This is a genomic window from Microbacterium sp. SA156, from assembly GCF_049065455.1.
In the GTDB taxonomy this organism is placed as follows: Bacteria; Actinomycetota; Actinomycetes; order Actinomycetales; family Microbacteriaceae; genus Microbacterium; species Microbacterium barkeri.
The window spans coordinates 149,693-165,939 of sequence record NZ_JBAKGU010000007.1; the positions used below are offsets into that span (position 1 = coordinate 149,693).

18 protein-coding genes and 1 tRNA gene are annotated in these 16,247 nt (G+C 71.8%); 10 read left to right on the forward strand and 9 right to left on the reverse strand.

Annotated features, from left to right (window positions below):
* Positions 1-61: 61 nt before the first annotated feature.
* Positions 62-1,171 (reverse strand): phosphoserine transaminase, encoded by a 1,110-nt coding sequence (serC, locus tag ACOWU6_RS08885; RefSeq protein WP_421075458.1) that lies wholly within the window; start codon positions 1,169-1,171, stop codon positions 62-64.
* A gap of 98 nt (positions 1,172-1,269) precedes the next feature.
* Here serC and ACOWU6_RS08890 point away from each other — a divergent pair, with 98 nt between their 5' ends.
* The 3 genes from ACOWU6_RS08890 to ACOWU6_RS08900 all read left to right on the forward strand — a co-directional run bounded on the left by ACOWU6_RS08890 (position 1,270) and on the right by ACOWU6_RS08900 (position 3,954).
* Complete coding sequence (locus tag ACOWU6_RS08890) at positions 1,270-1,971, forward strand: metal-dependent transcriptional regulator (RefSeq protein ID WP_271173555.1); 702 nt, start codon at positions 1,270-1,272, stop codon at positions 1,969-1,971.
* A gap of 198 nt (positions 1,972-2,169) precedes the next feature.
* The gene (locus ACOWU6_RS08895; RefSeq protein WP_271173554.1) at positions 2,170-3,090 is read left to right on the forward strand and encodes a M23 family metallopeptidase; all 921 of its coding nucleotides are present in this window, start codon (positions 2,170-2,172) and stop codon (positions 3,088-3,090) included.
* Between the two features lie 366 nt (positions 3,091-3,456).
* Positions 3,457-3,954, forward strand: a complete 498-nt coding sequence (locus tag ACOWU6_RS08900) for an HNH endonuclease (RefSeq protein WP_271173553.1) — start codon at positions 3,457-3,459, stop codon at positions 3,952-3,954.
* A 5-nt stretch (positions 3,955-3,959) separates the two neighbouring features.
* On the opposite strand, the gene ACOWU6_RS08905 is transcribed toward ACOWU6_RS08900, so the two are convergent.
* From ACOWU6_RS08905 to ACOWU6_RS08920, 4 genes are all read right to left on the reverse strand, one after another.
* A tRNA-Arg gene (locus ACOWU6_RS08905) sits at positions 3,960-4,032 on the reverse strand.
* A gap of 76 nt (positions 4,033-4,108) precedes the next feature.
* On the reverse strand, positions 4,109-4,390 hold the full coding sequence (locus tag ACOWU6_RS08910) for a Fe-S cluster assembly protein HesB (RefSeq protein WP_271173552.1): 282 nt from the start codon (positions 4,388-4,390) through the stop codon (positions 4,109-4,111).
* Between the two features lie 132 nt (positions 4,391-4,522).
* Positions 4,523-4,876, reverse strand: coding sequence for a histone-like nucleoid-structuring protein Lsr2 (locus ACOWU6_RS08915; protein ID WP_271173551.1), 354 nt, complete (start codon positions 4,874-4,876; stop codon positions 4,523-4,525).
* Positions 4,877-4,936: 60 nt separating this feature from the next.
* Positions 4,937-5,803 carry a LuxR C-terminal-related transcriptional regulator gene (locus ACOWU6_RS08920; RefSeq protein ID WP_282979390.1) on the reverse strand — a complete coding sequence of 289 codons (867 nt, stop codon included), beginning with the start codon at positions 5,801-5,803 and terminating at the stop codon, positions 4,937-4,939.
* 133 nt (positions 5,804-5,936) lie between these two features.
* Here ACOWU6_RS08920 and ACOWU6_RS08925 point away from each other — a divergent pair, with 133 nt between their 5' ends.
* Positions 5,937-6,287 carry a DUF485 domain-containing protein gene (locus tag ACOWU6_RS08925; protein WP_271173549.1) on the forward strand — a complete coding sequence of 117 codons (351 nt, stop codon included), beginning with the start codon at positions 5,937-5,939 and terminating at the stop codon, positions 6,285-6,287.
* Entirely contained in the window at positions 6,284-7,891 is a 1,608-nt protein-coding gene (locus ACOWU6_RS08930; protein ID WP_271173548.1) for a solute symporter family protein, read from the forward strand. Before ACOWU6_RS08925 ends, ACOWU6_RS08930 begins: the two co-directional genes overlap by 4 nt.
* 82 nt (positions 7,892-7,973) lie before the next feature.
* Here ACOWU6_RS08930 and ACOWU6_RS08935 read toward each other — a convergent pair whose 3' ends face one another.
* The gene (locus tag ACOWU6_RS08935; RefSeq protein ID WP_282979389.1) at positions 7,974-8,486 is read right to left on the reverse strand and encodes a methylated-DNA--[protein]-cysteine S-methyltransferase; all 513 of its coding nucleotides are present in this window, start codon (positions 8,484-8,486) and stop codon (positions 7,974-7,976) included.
* A 177-nt stretch (positions 8,487-8,663) separates the two neighbouring features.
* Between ACOWU6_RS08935 and ACOWU6_RS08940 the strand changes: the two genes are divergently transcribed.
* On the forward strand, positions 8,664-12,344 hold the full coding sequence (locus tag ACOWU6_RS08940) for an AAA family ATPase (protein ID WP_421075459.1): 3,681 nt from the start codon (positions 8,664-8,666) through the stop codon (positions 12,342-12,344).
* On the forward strand, positions 12,344-12,541 hold the full coding sequence (locus ACOWU6_RS08945) for a hypothetical protein (protein WP_421075460.1): 198 nt from the start codon (positions 12,344-12,346) through the stop codon (positions 12,539-12,541). Before ACOWU6_RS08940 ends, ACOWU6_RS08945 begins: the two co-directional genes overlap by 1 nt.
* A 73-nt stretch (positions 12,542-12,614) precedes the next feature.
* Here ACOWU6_RS08945 and mscL read toward each other — a convergent pair whose 3' ends face one another.
* The 3 genes from mscL to ACOWU6_RS08960 are packed head-to-tail and all read right to left on the reverse strand — an operon-like array spanning position 12,615 to position 13,966.
* Complete coding sequence (gene mscL / locus ACOWU6_RS08950; protein ID WP_421075461.1) at positions 12,615-13,019, reverse strand: large conductance mechanosensitive channel protein MscL; 405 nt, start codon at positions 13,017-13,019, stop codon at positions 12,615-12,617.
* Between the two features lie 55 nt (positions 13,020-13,074).
* Positions 13,075-13,347 carry an FmdB family zinc ribbon protein gene (locus ACOWU6_RS08955; protein WP_282979386.1) on the reverse strand — a complete coding sequence of 91 codons (273 nt, stop codon included), beginning with the start codon at positions 13,345-13,347 and terminating at the stop codon, positions 13,075-13,077.
* Positions 13,348-13,378: 31 nt separating this feature from the next.
* Positions 13,379-13,966, reverse strand: a complete 588-nt coding sequence (locus tag ACOWU6_RS08960; RefSeq protein ID WP_421075462.1) for a 5-formyltetrahydrofolate cyclo-ligase — start codon at positions 13,964-13,966, stop codon at positions 13,379-13,381.
* A gap of 77 nt (positions 13,967-14,043) precedes the next feature.
* Between ACOWU6_RS08960 and galU the strand changes: the two genes are divergently transcribed.
* The 3 genes from galU (at position 14,044) to ACOWU6_RS08975 (ending at position 16,222) form a co-directional block, all read left to right on the forward strand.
* On the forward strand, positions 14,044-14,931 hold the full coding sequence (gene galU / locus ACOWU6_RS08965) for a UTP--glucose-1-phosphate uridylyltransferase GalU (RefSeq protein WP_271173541.1): 888 nt from the start codon (positions 14,044-14,046) through the stop codon (positions 14,929-14,931).
* Between the two features lie 34 nt (positions 14,932-14,965).
* A complete protein-coding gene (locus ACOWU6_RS08970) occupies positions 14,966-15,595 on the forward strand; it encodes a GNAT family N-acetyltransferase (protein ID WP_421075463.1) in 630 nt (209 codons plus the stop codon).
* 66 nt (positions 15,596-15,661) lie between these two features.
* Positions 15,662-16,222 carry a hypothetical protein gene (locus ACOWU6_RS08975; RefSeq protein ID WP_421075464.1) on the forward strand — a complete coding sequence of 187 codons (561 nt, stop codon included), beginning with the start codon at positions 15,662-15,664 and terminating at the stop codon, positions 16,220-16,222.
* The last annotated feature ends 25 nt before the right edge of the window (positions 16,223-16,247 follow it).

The window sequence follows — 16,247 nt, forward strand, 5'->3', positions numbered from 1 at the left end:
CGCGTGAGGCAGGAGGAGCCCCGGCCGGTCGGCCGGGGCTCCTCCTGTCTGCGGCGACGGATCAGCTGTTCTCGAGAACGAAGTCGATCGCGCGCGTGAGCTGGCGGACGTCCTCGGGCTCGATCGAGACGAACGTCGCGACCCGGAGCTGGTTGCGGCCGAGCTTGCGGTACGGCTCGGTGTCGACGATCCCGTTGGCGCGCAGCGTCTTGGCGACCGCCGCCGCGTCGACGGCCTCGTCGAAGTCGATCGTCACGACGACGGGGGAGCGGTGCGCGGGGTCGGCCACGAACGGGGTCGCCGAGGACGACGCCTCGGCCCACGTGTACAGCGCCTGCGACGACTCCGCCGTGCGGGCCGCAGCCCACTCGAGGCCGCCGCTCTCCAGGATCCAGCCGAGCTGGCTGTCGAGGAGATGGAGCGTCGCGAGGGCAGGGGTGTTGAGCGTCTGCTCCTTGCGCGAGTTGTCGACCGCATTCCAGAGGCTGAGGAACTCCGGGATGTAGCGGTCGGAGGCGTGCAGGCGCTCGATGCGCTCGATCGCCGCGGGCGACATCGCGGCGAACCACAGCCCGCCGTCCGAGCCGAGGTTCTTCTGCGGCGCGAAGTAGTACACGTCGGTCTCGGCGACATCGAAGTCGATGCCGCCGGCGGCGCTGGTCGCATCGATCACGGTGAGCGCACCCGCGTCGCCGGACACGCGCCGGATCGGTGCGGCCACGCCCGTGGACGTCTCGTTGTGCGGCCAGGCGTAGACGTCGACGCCCTCGACCGGCTCGGACTCGGCGCGCGTGCCCGGCTCCGCCTTGCGGACATCGGGGGCCTCGAGCCACGGCGCGGCGGCCGCCTTCGCGAACTTCCCGCCGAACTCGCCGAACACGAGGTTCTGCGCGCGGCGCTCGATGAGCCCGAACGCGGCCGCATCCCAGAACGCGGTCGAGCCGCCGTTGCCCGTGACGATCTCGTAGCCGTCGGGCAGGCGGAGCAGCTGCGCGAGGCGCTCGCGCACGCTCGCGACGAGGTTCTTCACCGGCGCCTGGCGGTGCGACGTCCCGAGGAGCGACGATCCCGCCTCGGCGAGGGCGGCGACCTGCTCGGGACGCACCTTCGAGGGGCCGCAGCCGAACCGGCCGTCGGAGGGAAGGAGATCGGCGGGGATCGTGAGCGTCATGCTGCTCATCCTACGGCGCGTGCGCGGGCGGCCACGGCGGCCAGCGCCCGGGGTCCGTGCTCCCGGTTAGGATTGCCTTCGACGCAGACGGAGGATCGATGACCGACCTGATCGACACCACGGAGATGTACCTCCGCACCATCCTCGACCTCGAGGAGGAGGAGATCATCCCCCTGCGCGCGCGCATCTCCGAGCGCCTCGGCCACTCCGGCCCGACCGTCTCGCAGACCGTCGCCCGCATGGAGCGCGACGGCCTCGTCGTCGTCGCCGAGGACCGCCGTCTGCAGCTCACCGACGAGGGCAGGGCCAAGGCCGTCGAGGTGATGCGCAAGCACCGCCTCGCGGAGCGCCTGCTGTCGGACGTGATCGGCCTCGACTGGGCCTACGTCCACGACGAGGCGTGCCGGTGGGAGCACGTCATGAGCGAGCAGGTCGAGCGCCGCCTCGTCGAGCTGCTCGGCTACCCGACCGAGTCGCCCTACGGCAACCCGATCCCCGGGCTGGAGCAGCTCGGGGAGTTCTCCGTCGAGCGGGCCGATCAGGGGGTGGTCGGCCTCGTGCGCCGCCTCGACGAGAACGGCGGGCCCGTCTCCGGCACGGTCCGGCGGCTCGCCGAGTCGGCCCAGGTCGACCCCGAGCTCCTGCAGCAGCTGCGCGACGCCGGGGTCGTGCCGGGTGCGCACGGCGACTTCCGCTACAGCGAGGGGTACGTGCTGGTCCAGATCGCGGGCGCGCAGGACGCGCTCGAGCTGCCCGTGGAGATCGCGTCGCACATCTTCCTCGTCGACGATCGCGGCTGACGCTCGGCTGGGAGCCCGACGGGGAGCGTGACATTTCCGTTATCTTCCGTTACCGTTGAGCGATACCCGGCGGCTCCGAGCCCCGGGCGCTCCGTGAGAAATCGCCTCCCCGGCTCGTCGTTCTGACGGAGTGAGACTGTGCCCCGACCAGTTCTGACGAGTCGGCGCTCCCTGGCGCGAGGCGACGGAGGAGACAACTTGGCTGAGAACCCTACGTCCGCGGGCGCCCCCGACGCCGACGCGACGACCCCGACGAAGGCCGTGCAGCCCGTGACGCGAGGAATCGTCGTCATGCCGCGCAGCGACGTCCGGCGCATGGAGCGGGCCGCCCGCCGTGCCGGCGCCCCCCAGGTGAAGCCGGTCCGAGCCGCGGGCACGATCGCCGCCGTCCTCGCCCTGCTCGCCGGTGTCGCCATCCCTGCGTACGCGGCGACGCAGCCGGCGCCCGAGACCGTCTCGATGCAGGACGCAGCCGAGCGCGAGGCCCAGTCGATCGCGGTGGACGCCGCGGTCGAGACCGCCCCGCTGAGCGGCGCTGCGTACTCCGCGACGACCCCGGAGGAGATCGAGGAGGCCAAGGCGGCCGCCGCGGCGGCCGAGGCCGCCGAGCGCGCCCGTGAGCAGGCAGAGCTCCTCGCCCAGCAGCAGCGCGAGCAGCAGGCCCAGCAGCAGGAGCAGCAGGCGCAGACCGCGCCGCAGCAGCCGCAGCAGCAGCCGCAGACGTACGAGCCCCCGGTCGTGAGCGACGGCGGCATCTGCCCGCTGCCCGCCGGCACCTACTACGTGAGCCGCTCGGTCGGGTCGGGCCACGAGGGCACCGACATGGTCGCGCCCGCGATGACCCCGATCTACGCCGTGAAGTCCGGCACGGTCATCACCTCGCAGGAGGCGCTCGGCGGCTGGGGCGTCACCGTCGCGATCGACCACGGCGACGGCACCTCGAGCCTCTACGGCCACATGACCTACGGAACCCGCCAGGTCGAGGTCGGGCAGACCGTCGAGGCGGGCCAGCTGATCGGCTACGTCGGCTCGACCGGCCGCTCCACGGCGAACCACCTCCACATCGAGTACCGCATCAACGGCGCGATCGTCGACCCGATGAGCTACCTGCCGATCTGATCGGATCCCGCGAGAGAGCGCCCGGCACGTCGCGTGCCGGGCGCTCTGTCGCATCCGGCCACGGAATCCCCGGCTGTTCACCCGCTCTTCGCCCTCGACACGCCCGGGGTGCGCTAGCCTGACCCTGTCGCCGAGAGAGGCGGAGGGAGCCGATGGAACGAATACCTCGCATCCGCACCACGGATGCGCTCGGGCGTTACGTCCTCCGGCATCGTGTGCACACGGGCCGCGGAGCAGCCGCGGTCTCTCCAGGGCGCTGTCCATGAGACAGCGCCCTTTTTCGTGCCCGCGCACGCCCGCCGTCGATCGGAGCGGTCGCAGTTCGAATGCCCGGAAGCCGTCCGGGTCGTATCGAAGGGATCGAGTATGCGAACACTGGTGCTGAATGCGGGATACGAGCCCCTCGCGGTCGTCTCGTTCAAGAGAGCCCTCGTCCTCGTCATGAACGAGAAGGCGACCGTCATCGAGCACGTCGAGGGGGAGCCCGTGTGGGGCACGAGATCGGTGTTCGACCGGCCCGCCGTCATCGTCCTCACCCGCTACGTGCGCGTGCCCACGGCGCGCCGGACGCCGGTGACGCGTCGCGGCGTGCTGCGCAGGGACGGCTTCCGCTGCGGGTACTGCGGAGCCTCGGCCTCGACGATCGACCACATCCTCCCGCGCTCGCGCGGGGGACGGGACACGTGGGAGAACCTCGTGGCGTGCTGCCTGCGGTGCAACAACGTCAAGAGCGACCGGACTCCGCAGGAGATGGGCTGGGAGCTCCGCTTCGCGCCGGGCGCGCCGCGCAGCACGTCCTGGACGGTGCGCGGGGCCGAGCGCGCGGATCCGCGCTGGGAGCCGTACCTCGCGCTCGCGGCGTGAGACGGTGCCCCCGACTGGACTCGAACCAGCGACGCACGGTTTAGGAAACCGACGCTCTATCCACTGAGCTACGGGGGCGTCCGCACCAGCTTATCGGCAGTGCGGACAGGACACGGCGCCGCCCGGGATTCCCGGGCGGCGCCGTGCGACGCTCTCAGGCCTGGACGGCCAGCGCGAAGCGCACGCCGTCGGGCGTCACCTCGGCGTCGAGCACCTTGTCGTCGAGCTCGACGGCCGCCTCCTGGGGGAGGAAGACGCGAACCGGGCCGCTCTCCACCACGGCGTCGGCGGCCTCAGGCGAGGGCGCGAGCGTGAGCGTGTACCCCTGCGGGGAAGAGCTCGAGCCGTCGATGCGCAGGCCCGCGGTGGCGGGATCCGGCGACTGGTCGACGATCGTTCGGACGGCGGTCTGGGCGTTCTCGGTGAGTGTGAGCATTCGGCTCTCCTTCCGTCGGGCCAGCCACGATTCCGAGAACGCCGCCGGGATGCAACCCCCGGACGCGACACGGCGCCGATTCACACGGGATGCACATGTGCATCCGGCGAATCGGCGCCGCGACGTGCGGGCTCAGTGAGCCGCTTCGTAGGCCTCGAGCACGGCAGCGGGGACGCGCCCGCGCTCGGAGACGGAATAGCCGTTCTCCTTCGCCCACGCGCGAACCGGTCCGTAATCGGTCTGGCCGGAGCGCCGGCGGGTCACGCGCGATGCGCTCGAATTCGTCGAGCCGGATCCGCTTCCGACGCGGCGGCCGGCCGAGATGTAGCGCTCGAACTGCGCGCGGAATTCCGCCGCGTTGTCGGCGGAGAGGTCGATCTCGTAGCTCTTTCCGTCAAGGGCGAAGAGGACGGTCTCGCCTTCTCCGGGCTCGAGAACGGTGTCGTCGAGGTCGTCAACAAGCTGGTGGATGATCTTTCGGGCCATATCTCGAATGTAGCGTCAGAAGGCGCCAATTCGAGCACAATTCGCGTCTGCCCGGGGATATCAGGGCAGAATACCGGCGCGACGCGCTTTCGCGACCGCGGCCAAACGCGTCGAGGCGTCGAGTTTCGACATCGCGGCGCCGAGATAGGCCTTCACCGTTCCCTCGCGAAGACCCAGCTGAGCGGCGATCTCGGCATTCGTCGCACCGAGAGCAGCGCAGGCGAGCACGTCGACCTCGCGCGGCGAGAGGTGCACGGTCGGCTCGGCCGCCGGACGCGGTGCCGACACGGCCACGCCGGAGAGCGCGGCGAGCCGACGCTCGACCTCCTCGAGACGGGATCGGATGGCGCCGTCATCGACGGCGGCCGCGATGCGCCGCAGCTCGGCGTAGGTCTCCCGCAGCTCCTCCTGGTGCGCGGGCGGGAGCACGGCCGACGACTCCGCCGCGGCCTCCCGTCGCCGCCGCGACGCGTCGAGCGCGGCGATCTGGCTCGCGAGCCGGTCGGCGACCTCGACGGCGGGAGCCGCGGCGACCCCGCCGACGTTCCACTGGCCCCAGGCGGCGCCGTAGAGCACGCCTCGTGCGCGTCCCTGGACGATGACGGGCACGGCGAGGAGGGTGCCGATGCCCTCGCCGAGGATGTACGGGTCGTAGTCGTGCGTGATCTGCTTCGCCGTGCGGTAGTCGCTCGCGAAGCGGGGGCGCAGCTCCATGATCGCGCGCCCGCCGAGGCCGCGCTCGGGGCGCACCGCGAGCCCGTCGAGCGCCGACGTCCGCGTGCCGTGGAAGGCCGACATCGCGACGCGGCCGTCCTCCAGGAGTCCGCCGAACGCGACGGGGAAGCGCGTGCGCCGAGCGAGCTCGTCGACGGCGCCCGCGACGAGCCGCTGCTCATCGGCTCCGCGAGACGGCAACACTGTCTGCACCGGGGATACCTACTTTCGGGGGTGACGACCGCTCTGTCGCTTTCCGTAGCGTCGAAGATATCACCGGCGACGTGCCGGAACACCGGCTCTGCGAACACGCAGTGCGGCAGGGACCATGCGGCAAGGAGGCCTCATGACTGACTCTCCGGGCGGCGTCGCCCCGACGACGTCGATCGACTATGCGGCGGTGGAGGATTCACCGCGTTTCCGCGAACTGAAGCGCACCCAGCGGAGCTTCATCTTCCCGCTGGCGGCATTCTTCCTCGTCTGGTATTTCCTCTACGTCGTCCTCGCGGGCTTCTTCCCCGAGTTCATGGGGCAGAGGGTGTGGGGAGATATCACCGTCGGCCTGCTCTTCGGATTGGGCCAATTCGTCACGACATTCGCGATCACGATGGGGTACGTGGCCTTCGCGAATCGCCGACTCGACCCGATCTCCGCCGAGATCCGGTCTGAACTCGAGCGGAAGGCGGCCGGCGCATGAGCGCATGGATGGCAGCGGCACCGGCGCAGATGGAGAACAACCCGATCCTCAATATCAGCGTGTTCGGCGCCTTCGTCGCGGTCACGCTGTTCATCGTCATCAGGGCGAGTCGCAACAACAAGACCGCGGCGGATTTCTACGCTGGCGGGCGCTCGTTCAGCGGGCCGCAGAACGGCTTCGCGATCGCGGGGGACTACCTCTCCGCCGCGTCGTTCCTCGGCATCGTCGGCGCGATCGCGCTGAACGGGTACGACGGGTTCCTGTACTCGATCGGCTTCCTCGTGGCGTGGCTCGTCGCGCTGCTGCTCGTCGCCGAGCTCATGCGCAACACGGGCAAGTTCACGATGGCCGACGTGCTGTCGTTCCGCCTGCGGCAGCGTCCCGTGCGGATGGCCGCTGCGATCACGACCCTCGCGGTGTGCCTGTTCTACCTCCTCGCGCAGATGTCGGGAGCGGGCGGCCTCGTGTCGCTTCTGCTCGGGGTCGGCGACCGTGTCGGCCAGTCGGTGGTCATCGCGGTCGTGGGCGTCCTCATGGTCGTCTACGTGCTCATCGGCGGGATGAAGGGCACGACCTGGGTGCAGATCGTGAAGGCCTTCCTCCTCATCGGCGGCGCCATCGCGATGGCGATCTGGGTGCTCGCGCAGCACGGGTTCGACTTCAACGGCCTTCTCGGCGCCGCGGTCGCGAACGCGTCGGCAGGCGAGGCCATCCTCGCGCCCGGCCTCCAGTACGGCGCGAAGCCGCTCGACTTCCTGTCGCTCGGGATGGCGCTCGTGCTCGGCACGGCCGGCCTGCCGCACGTGCTCATGCGCTTCTACACGGTGCCGACGGCGAAAGAGGCGCGTCGCTCGGTCGTGTGGGCGATCTGGCTCATCGGGCTGTTCTACCTGCTCACGCTCGTGCTCGGCTACGGCGCGGGAGCGCTCGTGGGCGCGGAGACGATCGCGGCCGCGCCGGGCGGCGTGAACTCGGCCGCTCCGCTGCTCGCGCAGGCGCTCGGGGGCCCCGTGCTGATGGGGTTCATCTCCGCGGTCGCGTTCGCGACGATCCTCGCGGTCGTCGCGGGCCTCACGATCACGGCCGCGACCTCGTTCGCCCACGACATCTACGCGAACGTCATCAAGAACGGGCGCGTGGAGGGCGACGGCGAGGTGCGGGTCGCCCGCATCACGGTGCTCGTGATCGGCGCGCTGGCGATCGTCGGCGGCATCGGCGTGCAGGGGCAGAACGTGGCGTTCCTCGTGGCGCTCGCGTTCGCGGTCGCGGCGTCGGCGAACCTGCCGACGATCCTCTACTCGCTGTTCTGGCGCGGCTTCACGACGCGTGGCGCGGTGTGGAGCATGTACGGCGGCCTCGGCACGGCCCTGGTGCTCATCATCTTCTCGCCCGTGTTCTCGGGCACCGAGACGAGCGTGTTCCCCGCCGCCGACTTCGCGATCTGGCCCTTGAGCAACCCGGGGATCGTCTCGATCCCGGTCGGGTTCCTCCTCGGATGGATCGGCTCGCTGACCTCGCGCTCGGCGGAGGACCCGCGTCTCGCGGCCGAGATGGAGGTGCGCTCGCTCACCGGGTTCGGTGCCGAGAAGGCGGTCGAGCACTGAGCGGCGTCCACTGAGGCGGAAGGAGCGCCGACCCGCGGCCTACTCGCGGGTCGGCGCTCCCGTGTGCGGCGGGCGGATGGCCTCACGCGCCGAGCGCGTCCTGCTCGAGCTCGATGAGGTGGCGCTTCAGCTCGATGTCGCCGCCGTAGCCGCCGATCGTCCCGTCGGCGCGGATGACCCGGTGCACCGGGACGATCAGCGAGTAGGGCGTCGTGCGGCAGGCCGTGCCGACCGCGCGGGCGGCGCGCGGGCGCCCCGCCATGGCGGCGACCTCGCCGTAGCTCGCCGTGGTGCCGTAGGGGATCTCGCGCACCGCCTCGAGGGCCTCTCGCGTGAAGCCCGTCGCGAGGCGCCAGTCCAGCGCGAGGTCGAAGCGCCGGCGCTCGCCCGCGAAGTAGCCCTCGAGCTGCGCGGCGAGCTCCTCGGCGGCGTCCGAGCCGTCGTCGGGAAGGAGGGCGCCGCGCAGCTCGCGGGAGACGGACTCGAGCGCCCACTCGGGCTCGGCGGCGAGACGCAGCGCGACGAGGCCCTCGTCGGAGAACGCCGAGACCGCGTCGCCGACGGGCGTGGGGAGGATCGCGTACCGGTAGGTCATGCGTCCATCCTGAAGGGGCGGACGGCCGTGCGGCGCTCGCGCGGAGCGGCCGGGAGCCGACGCGCCGATGGAGAGCGCCTGTGCAGACGGCGTCGCAGGGGCCGTGCGCCCGGGTAATCCGGCGAAACTCCGCGGCACGCGGGTGACTTTGAGGCGCGTCCGCCTACCCTGACTGGTGTGCTGCCCGCTGAAGACGACGCCGTGGAGACCACGAGGCTCGTGCCCGTGACGCCCGCGGACCTCCGCGTCGCCGACCCCGACGTGTCGGTCGCGCATGTCGCGTCCTCCGAACGGGAGCAGCTGCGGTCTCTGGCCGGGGCGCTCGGCGGACGGTCGCCGCTCCTGCGCTATCGGCCGGCGCCCGAGTCGGGCATCGAGATCACGAAGGCGCACCCCGGCAGCCTCCCGCAGTTCATCACGGGACGGTCGACGCTGCTGTCGAACCTCTTCCGCGACGAGGTCGCGCTGCGCACCGCCCGCCTGGCCGCGGAGCGGATCACGGCGAAGAACCTCGAGCTGCGCACCGTGCGCGGCATCGACGCCGTGCGCCTCGCGGTCGGCCTCGCGACGTGGCGCGTCGGCGACGAGGAGTTCGTCGCGCCGGTCCTCCTGCGCCCGCTCGCCATCCGCCGCCATCACTCCGACTTCGAGCTGAAGCTCCACGGCCGCTTCGCCGTGAACCCCGAGCTCGTCCGCATCGCGCAGGATCACTTCGGGATCGACATCGACGGCGACGCGCTCGCCGAGCTCGCCTACGACGAGGGTGTGTTCAAGCCCCAGCCCGTGATCGACCGCCTGCGCGGCCTCGTCGCGCACGTCGACACCTTCAGCGTCAAGCCGCGGCTCATCGTCTCGACGTTCGCGGAGGTCGGCGAGGTCATGGCGCGCGATATGCGCGAGCTCAACCATCCGGTCCTGAACGCGCTCGCCGGCCACCCCGACGACCTCGCTGCCCTGGGCGCCCAGCGCCCGGCACCCGCCGTGCCGCACCCCGATGAGCGCGCGCCGGCATCCGACATGCTCCTGCTCGATGCGGATGCCGAGCAGGAGCGCGTGCTGGCGCGCATCACGGCCGGACAGTCTCTCGCGGTGCACACCCTGCCCGGCACGGGCGGCACGCAGACGATCATCAACGCCGTGGGCGCGCTCGTGCGCGACGGCAAGCGGGTCCTCGTCGTGAGCGCGCGCCGCTCGACCCTCGAAGGCATCCGCCATCGTCTCGCGGGCATCGGGCTCGACGCCCTCGCGGTGTCGCCGACCGACCTGCGGCGCGACCTCATCCGCGCGATCGGCCGCAACGAGAAGGCGACGCAGCCCAAGGTCTCCGACATCGACGACGCCCTCGTGCGTCTCCGCTCGGTGCTGCGCGACTACCGCCACGCTCTCACGCGCGTGCACGCCGGGCTCGGCATCTCGGTGCTCGAGGCGACGCGCACCCTCACGCGGCTCGCGGCCCTGCCGACCCCGCCGTCGACATCCGCCCGCCTCGGCACCCGGGCCCTCGAGCAGCTCGCGGGCGACCGCTCGAAGGCCGCATCGACCCTGGCGCTCGCCGCGCGCCTGGGCGAGTTCCGCGTGGGCCCCGACGACTCGCCGTGGTACGGCGTCTCCTTCTCGTCGACCGACGACGCCCGGGCGGCGCATCGGATGGCCGGCAAGCTGCACCGCACGAGCGTGCCGAACCTCCTCGAGCGCGGATACGAGCTCATCTCGCAGACGCGGATGCGCCCGTTCACGACGATCGACGAGCTGGGGGAGTACCTGCGGCTTCTGCACGGGATCCGCGACTCGCTCGACCGGTTCACGCCGTCGGTGTTCGAGCGCCCGCTCGGCGACATGATCAAGGCCTTCGGTCCGCGGCGTGAGTCGGGCCTGCCCGGCGCGCAGCGCCGGCGCCTCAAGCGCCTCTCGAAGGAGTACCTGCGCCCTGGTGTGCACGTCACCGACATGCACGCCGCGCTGTCGCGGATCCAGCACCAGCGTCAGCAGTGGCAGCAGCTCGTCGACGTGGGGACGATCCCCGAGCTGCCGCTCGGACTCGCCGATGTGCAGGTCGAGTGGCAGCGCGTGGAGGCCGAGCTGAGCGAGCTCGACGCGGCCCTCGGGCGCGGGTCGCGGCTCGCATCGATGCCCGTGGAGCGTCTCGTGCGCACGCTCGCCGGGCTCGCCGCCGACTCCGACGTCTTCGACAACATCGTCGAGCGCGCCGAGCTGCGCGCGGAGCTGTCGCGCCTCGGCCTCGAGCCGCTCCTGACCGAGCTGTCGGTCCGCCATGTCGACGAGGAGCGCGTGGGCGAGGAGCTCGAGTTCGCGTGGTGGCAGTCGGCCCTCGAGCACCTTCTGCAGAGCGACCGCGCGCTGCTGGGCGCCAACACATCGGTCGTCGACCGGCTCGAGCGCGACTTCCGCCTCGTCGACGAGGCGCACGCCGCGGCATCCGGCCCGCTGCTCGCCTGGCAGCTCGCGACGCAGTGGAAGATCGGCATCGTCGACGAGCCGGGCGAGGCGGAGGCCCTCAAGCGTTCCCTCACGCGCGGCGACGTGAGCGCTGAGGCGCTCGCAGCGATCGCGCCGACCCTGTCGCGCGTCATCGCGCCGGTCTGGATCGCGTCGCCCTACGACGTGCCCCTCATCCCCGACGCGCCGGGCTTCGACGTCGTGCTCATCGCCGACTCCGGGGCGATCGGCCTCGCGGAGGCGGCCCCGGCCATCCGCCGCGCACGGCAGGTCGTCGCCTTCGGCGATCCTGTGACGCAGCGGCCCCTGCCCTTCTCCGTCGCGGTGCTCGAGAGCCCTCCCGCGGGCGGCGAGCAGGCCAGTGCGTTCGAGCGCCTCGCCGACGTGCTCCCGGTCGAGACGCTGACCCGCAGCTACCGGGCGGGCGGCGAGGACCTCGCCGAGCTCGTGAACGATGCGTTCTACGGCGGCGAGATCGTGTCGCTGCCCTGGGCCGGGTCGTATCTCGGCCGCGGCAGCCTGTCGGTCGACTACGTCGAGGGCGGCTACGGCGCGCCCGACCCGGAGAGCGGCGCCGTCGAGAGCCCCGATGCCGAGGTCCAGCGCGTCGTGACGCTCGTCGTCGAGCACGCCGTGAACCGCCCGCACGAGTCGCTCATGGTGATCACCGCGAGCCGTCGGCACGCCGAGCGCATCCGCTCCGCTGTGACGACCGCGTTCGCGGGCCGCTCGGATGTCGCGGACTTCGTCGCGCGCGACACGACCGAGCCGCTCACGGTGCTCACGCTCGAGGAGTCGGTCGCCGAGAGCCGCGACCGCGTGATCTTCTCGCTCGGGTACGGCGTGACCAAGCACGGCCGCGTGCTGAGCGACTTCGGCGACCTCTCCACGCCGGACGGCGAGAGGCTCCTGACCGTCGGCATGACCCGCGCGCGGCGCTCGATGGTGATCGTGTCGTCGATCCGCCCCGCGGCCGACGACGGCCGCCTCGAGCACGGCGCGGCCATCCTCATGGGCATCCTCGCGAGCATCGACGGGCGAGGCCGCGAGGCGCGGCGCGAGGACGACGCGGATCCGCTCACGCGCGTGCTCGCGCGCGAGCTGCGCCGACTGGGCGTCGCCGTCGACGTGGACTACCACGGGATGCTCCCGCTCGTCGCGCAGCGCAGCGGCAAGGCCGTCGTCGTGGAGAGCGACCCCGAATCGCAGGACGCGTCGCTGCGCGAGTCGCTCCGGCTGCGCCCGCACGCCCTGCGGCGGCTCGGCTGGCACTACGTCCGCGTGCACGCCTTCGACCTCTACAGCGACCCTGCCGCGGTCGCCGAGCGCATCGCGGCCGTGCTGGGCGTCTCCGCCGACACGCCCCGCGTCGACCCGGACACCGAGCCGCTCGCCTTCTGATGTCGGACGAGCCTCGTCAGCGGGTCGAGCGCGTCGCCGGCGCGCGTCGAGCCCGTCTCACGCGCGTGGAGGGCACGCTCGCCGACGCGGATGCGGAGGCGACCCTGCGCGGCGCGGACGCGGGCGCTCGCCCCGCCGCGGGGGAGAAGGGCCCGAACGACGAGCGGCTCCGGAGGGATCGTCCGCCGCACTGGTGACGCGGCCATCCGGCCCTCCGACGGAGAAGGGCGCCTCCCGAACGGGAGGCGCCCTTCGTCATGTGCGCGCGGGTCAGCGGGAGCCCTGCTTCGCGAGCAGGTCGCGGATCTCCGCGAGGAGCTCCTCCTGCGTGGGAGCGGGGACGTCCTCGGTGACGCCGAGCTTGGCCTTGCGGCGCTCGGCGAGCTTGTTCATCGGCAGCACGAGCGCGAAGTACACGACGGCGGCCACCGCGAGGAAGTTGATGATCGCCGAGATGATGCCGCCGATGCCGAGGTTCGCCGTGGCGAAGAGGCCCGGGATCGGGATGACCCAGCTGGCGAGGTCGCCCGAGGGCACGAAGGCGCCGATGAGCGGGTTGACGAGGTTGTCGACGACGGCCGTGACGATCGCGGCGAACGCGGCGCCGATGATGACCGCGACCGCGAGGTCGATGACGTTGCCGCGGGAGATGAACTCCTTGAAGCCCTGGATCATGGTGGTGGTTCCCCCATCTGCCGACGACGCCGGCGAGAAGTCGAACCGCGGGGCGTCAGGCGCCGGCCGCGGCGGGAGCGGAGGCTCCCGACCCCGATGATGGCGCAGACGAGGACGCGGATCCAGCACCCGCGCCGGAGGAGGACGCAGTATTCCGAGAGTCCGTGCGGTAGAAGCCCGCGCCGTTGAACGTCACGCCGATCGAGCCGTACTGCTTGCGCAGCTCGCCCCCGCACTCGGGGCACTCGGTGAGCGACGGGTCGCTGAAGGCCTGGACGGCGTCGAACCGGTGGCCACAGGACTTGCAGGCGTAGGCGTATGTGGGCATGGGTCCTCGTTCGGATGATGGAGCGGAGTCGTCAGCCGCGGAACGCGACGGTGCGCGTCGGGGTCACGACGCCGTCGACGGACTGATCATGGAGATCGCGCGGAACGCGATCGACCAACTCGGAATCATAGATCACCGCGTATACGGGCGGCCTGTGCGCCATCGAGCCGAGCGTCTTGTCGTAGAAGCCCCGGCCCCAGCCCATCCGGAGCCCCTCGCCGTCCACGGCCGACGCGGGCACGACGAGGAGGTCGACGTCGTTGACCGCGATCGGCCCGAGCACCTCGCCGACGGCCTCGGGAACGCCGTACGCGCTCTCGATCTCGTCGCCGTCCGCGCTCGCGGCCGTCCAGTCCAGGAGGCCGTCTGCACGCGTGATCGGCAGCAGCACGCGGAGGCCGCGCTCGAGGGCGGAGCGGATGAACGGGCGCGTGTCCGGCTCGGTCGGGCCTGACAGATAGCAGGACAGGGAGCGCGCGCCCAGACGCGCGACGAGCGCGTCGAGCTCGCGGTGGATGCCCACTCCCGCCGCCTCGCGCTGCGCGGGCGAGAGCAGCTGGCGGCGCTCGCGGATCTCCGCGCGCAGGGCGCGCTTGGCCTGATCGAGCTCTCCGGGCATGTCCCGATCCTAGGAGACGCGCCCCGTGTCGCAGGGCGATCACAGGCGGATAACGGGGCATCGCCTAGGCTGTCAGCATGGATTCACCGAAGATCAAGGCGGTCATCCCCGCCGCCGGGCTGGGCACGCGCTTCCTTCCGGCGACGAAGGCCACGCCCAAGGAGATGCTGCCGGTCGTCGACAAGCCGGCGATCCAGTACGTCGTCGAAGAGGCTGTCGCCGCCGGCATCCGCGATGTGCTGATGATCATCGGGCGCAACAAGAACGCGCTCGCGAACCACTTCGACTCGGTCCCCGAGCTCGAGCGCAACCTCGAGAAGAAGGGCGACACGGGCCGTCTCGAGCGCGTCCAGGCATCCAGCGACCTCGCCGACATCCACTTCGTCCGCCAGGGCGACCCCAAGGGCCTCGGTCACGCGGTGCTGCGCGCCCAGGCTCACGTGGGCGACTCGCCGTTCGCCGTCCTCCTGGGCGACGACCTCATCGACGAGCGCGACGAGCTGCTCACGACGATGATCGACGAGCAGGCCAAGCGCGGCGCGCAGGTCATCGCCCTCATGGAGGTCGACCCCGACCAGATCCACATGTACGGCTGCGCCGACGTCGAGCCGACCGACACCGAGGGCGTCGTCCGCGTGAAGGGCCTCGTCGAGAAGCCCGCCAAGGAGGACGCGCCGTCGAACCTCGCGATCATCGGCCGCTATGTGCTGACCCCCGCGATCTTCGATGTGCTCGAGCGCACGGAGCCCGGCAAGGGCGGCGAGATCCAGCTGACCGACGCGCTGCAGGAGGTCGCGGCCGACGAAGCGGGCCCCGGGGTCTACGGCGTCATCTTCCGCGGGCGCCGCTACGACACGGGCGACCGCCTCGACTACATCAAGGCCATCGTCCAGCTCGCCGCGGACCGCGCCGACCTCGGCCCGGACCTGCGACCCTGGTTCAAGGAGTTCGCGACCACTCTCTGAGCCCGGTCGCTCGAGACATCTGCCGAGGAGTCGGATGGATACCCAGGCGTGGCGTGAGCACGGCGCGGTGTCCATCCGACTCGTGCGTCCGCGGGACGCGCGCACGCTCCAGCAGGAGCTGCTCGCGAACCGCTCGTGGCTGCGCCCGTGGGAGGCCACGAACCCCGACGGCGCCATCTCCTTCGACATGCGCGCCGGCATCCGGCGCCTGCTGCAGCAGTACCGCGACGGCGTCGGCGTGCCCCTCGTCATGGAGTACGAGGGCGTCGTCTGCGGTCAGCTCAACGTGTGGGGGATCGCCCGCGGCTCCCTCTCGTCCGCGACGATCGGCTACTGGGTGAGTGAGCGCTTCGCAGGCCGCGGCATCACCCCGACAGCCGTCGCGCTCGCGACCGACCTCTGCTTCACCGATCTCCGTCTGCACCGCATGGAGATCTGCATCCGGCCCGAGAACGTGCCGAGCCTGCGCGTGGTCCAGAAGCTCGGATTCCGGTACGAGGGGCTGCGCCGTCGGTACATCCACATCGACGGCGACTGGCGCGACCACTACGCCTTCGCGCTCGTCCGCGAGGAGGTGCCGGAAGGCGTTCTCGCCCGGTGGGTCAGCGGTCGCGCGCCCACCGACGCCGCGGCCATCCCGCCGAGCGACACACTCGCCTCCTGACCGCTCCGCGCGCGACACGCGGGCGCGAGCGCGGGCCGCGCACCGTCGTCGCCTACCTTTGTCTTCATGGGCGGGCAGATGCTGGGCGGCGGCGTGATCATCGCGGTCGCCGTGCTGCTCTGGATCGTCTACCTCCTCCCGACCTGGCAGGCGCGCATGCGCTACAACGCCGCCGAGCGCAACGCGGTCCGGCTCAACCAGGCTCTGCGCGTGCTCGCGGAGACGAGCGAGACGCCCGACGAGATCCGCGTCGAGCTGAGCGCGCGCGAGGCACGCGCGCAGGAGAAGCTCGTGCGCCAGCTGCGCGCCGAGGACGAGCGGCTGCGCGCCGAGCGCGACCGCCTCGAGCTCGAGCGCAAGCGGATGGAGGTGCAGGCGCGCCTCGAGCGCGAGCGCGACGAGGCCGCGGCCGGTCGCGAACGCCGGCGCCGTGAGCTGGAGCTCGAGGCGGAGCGCCGCCGACGGGAGCTCGACGCCGCGCGCCGCGCTCCTGAGGTGCTTCGCGCGCGCCAGGCGCGCGCCCGTCGCGCCGTGCGGATGGCCGCCACCGTCGTCCTGCTCGCTGGCCTCGCGGCCATCGCCGTCGGCGTCGCGGCCCTCGCGCAGGGCGGAGCCGGGTCTCGATGAGCTGGGAGCCGATCGTGAACGAGGG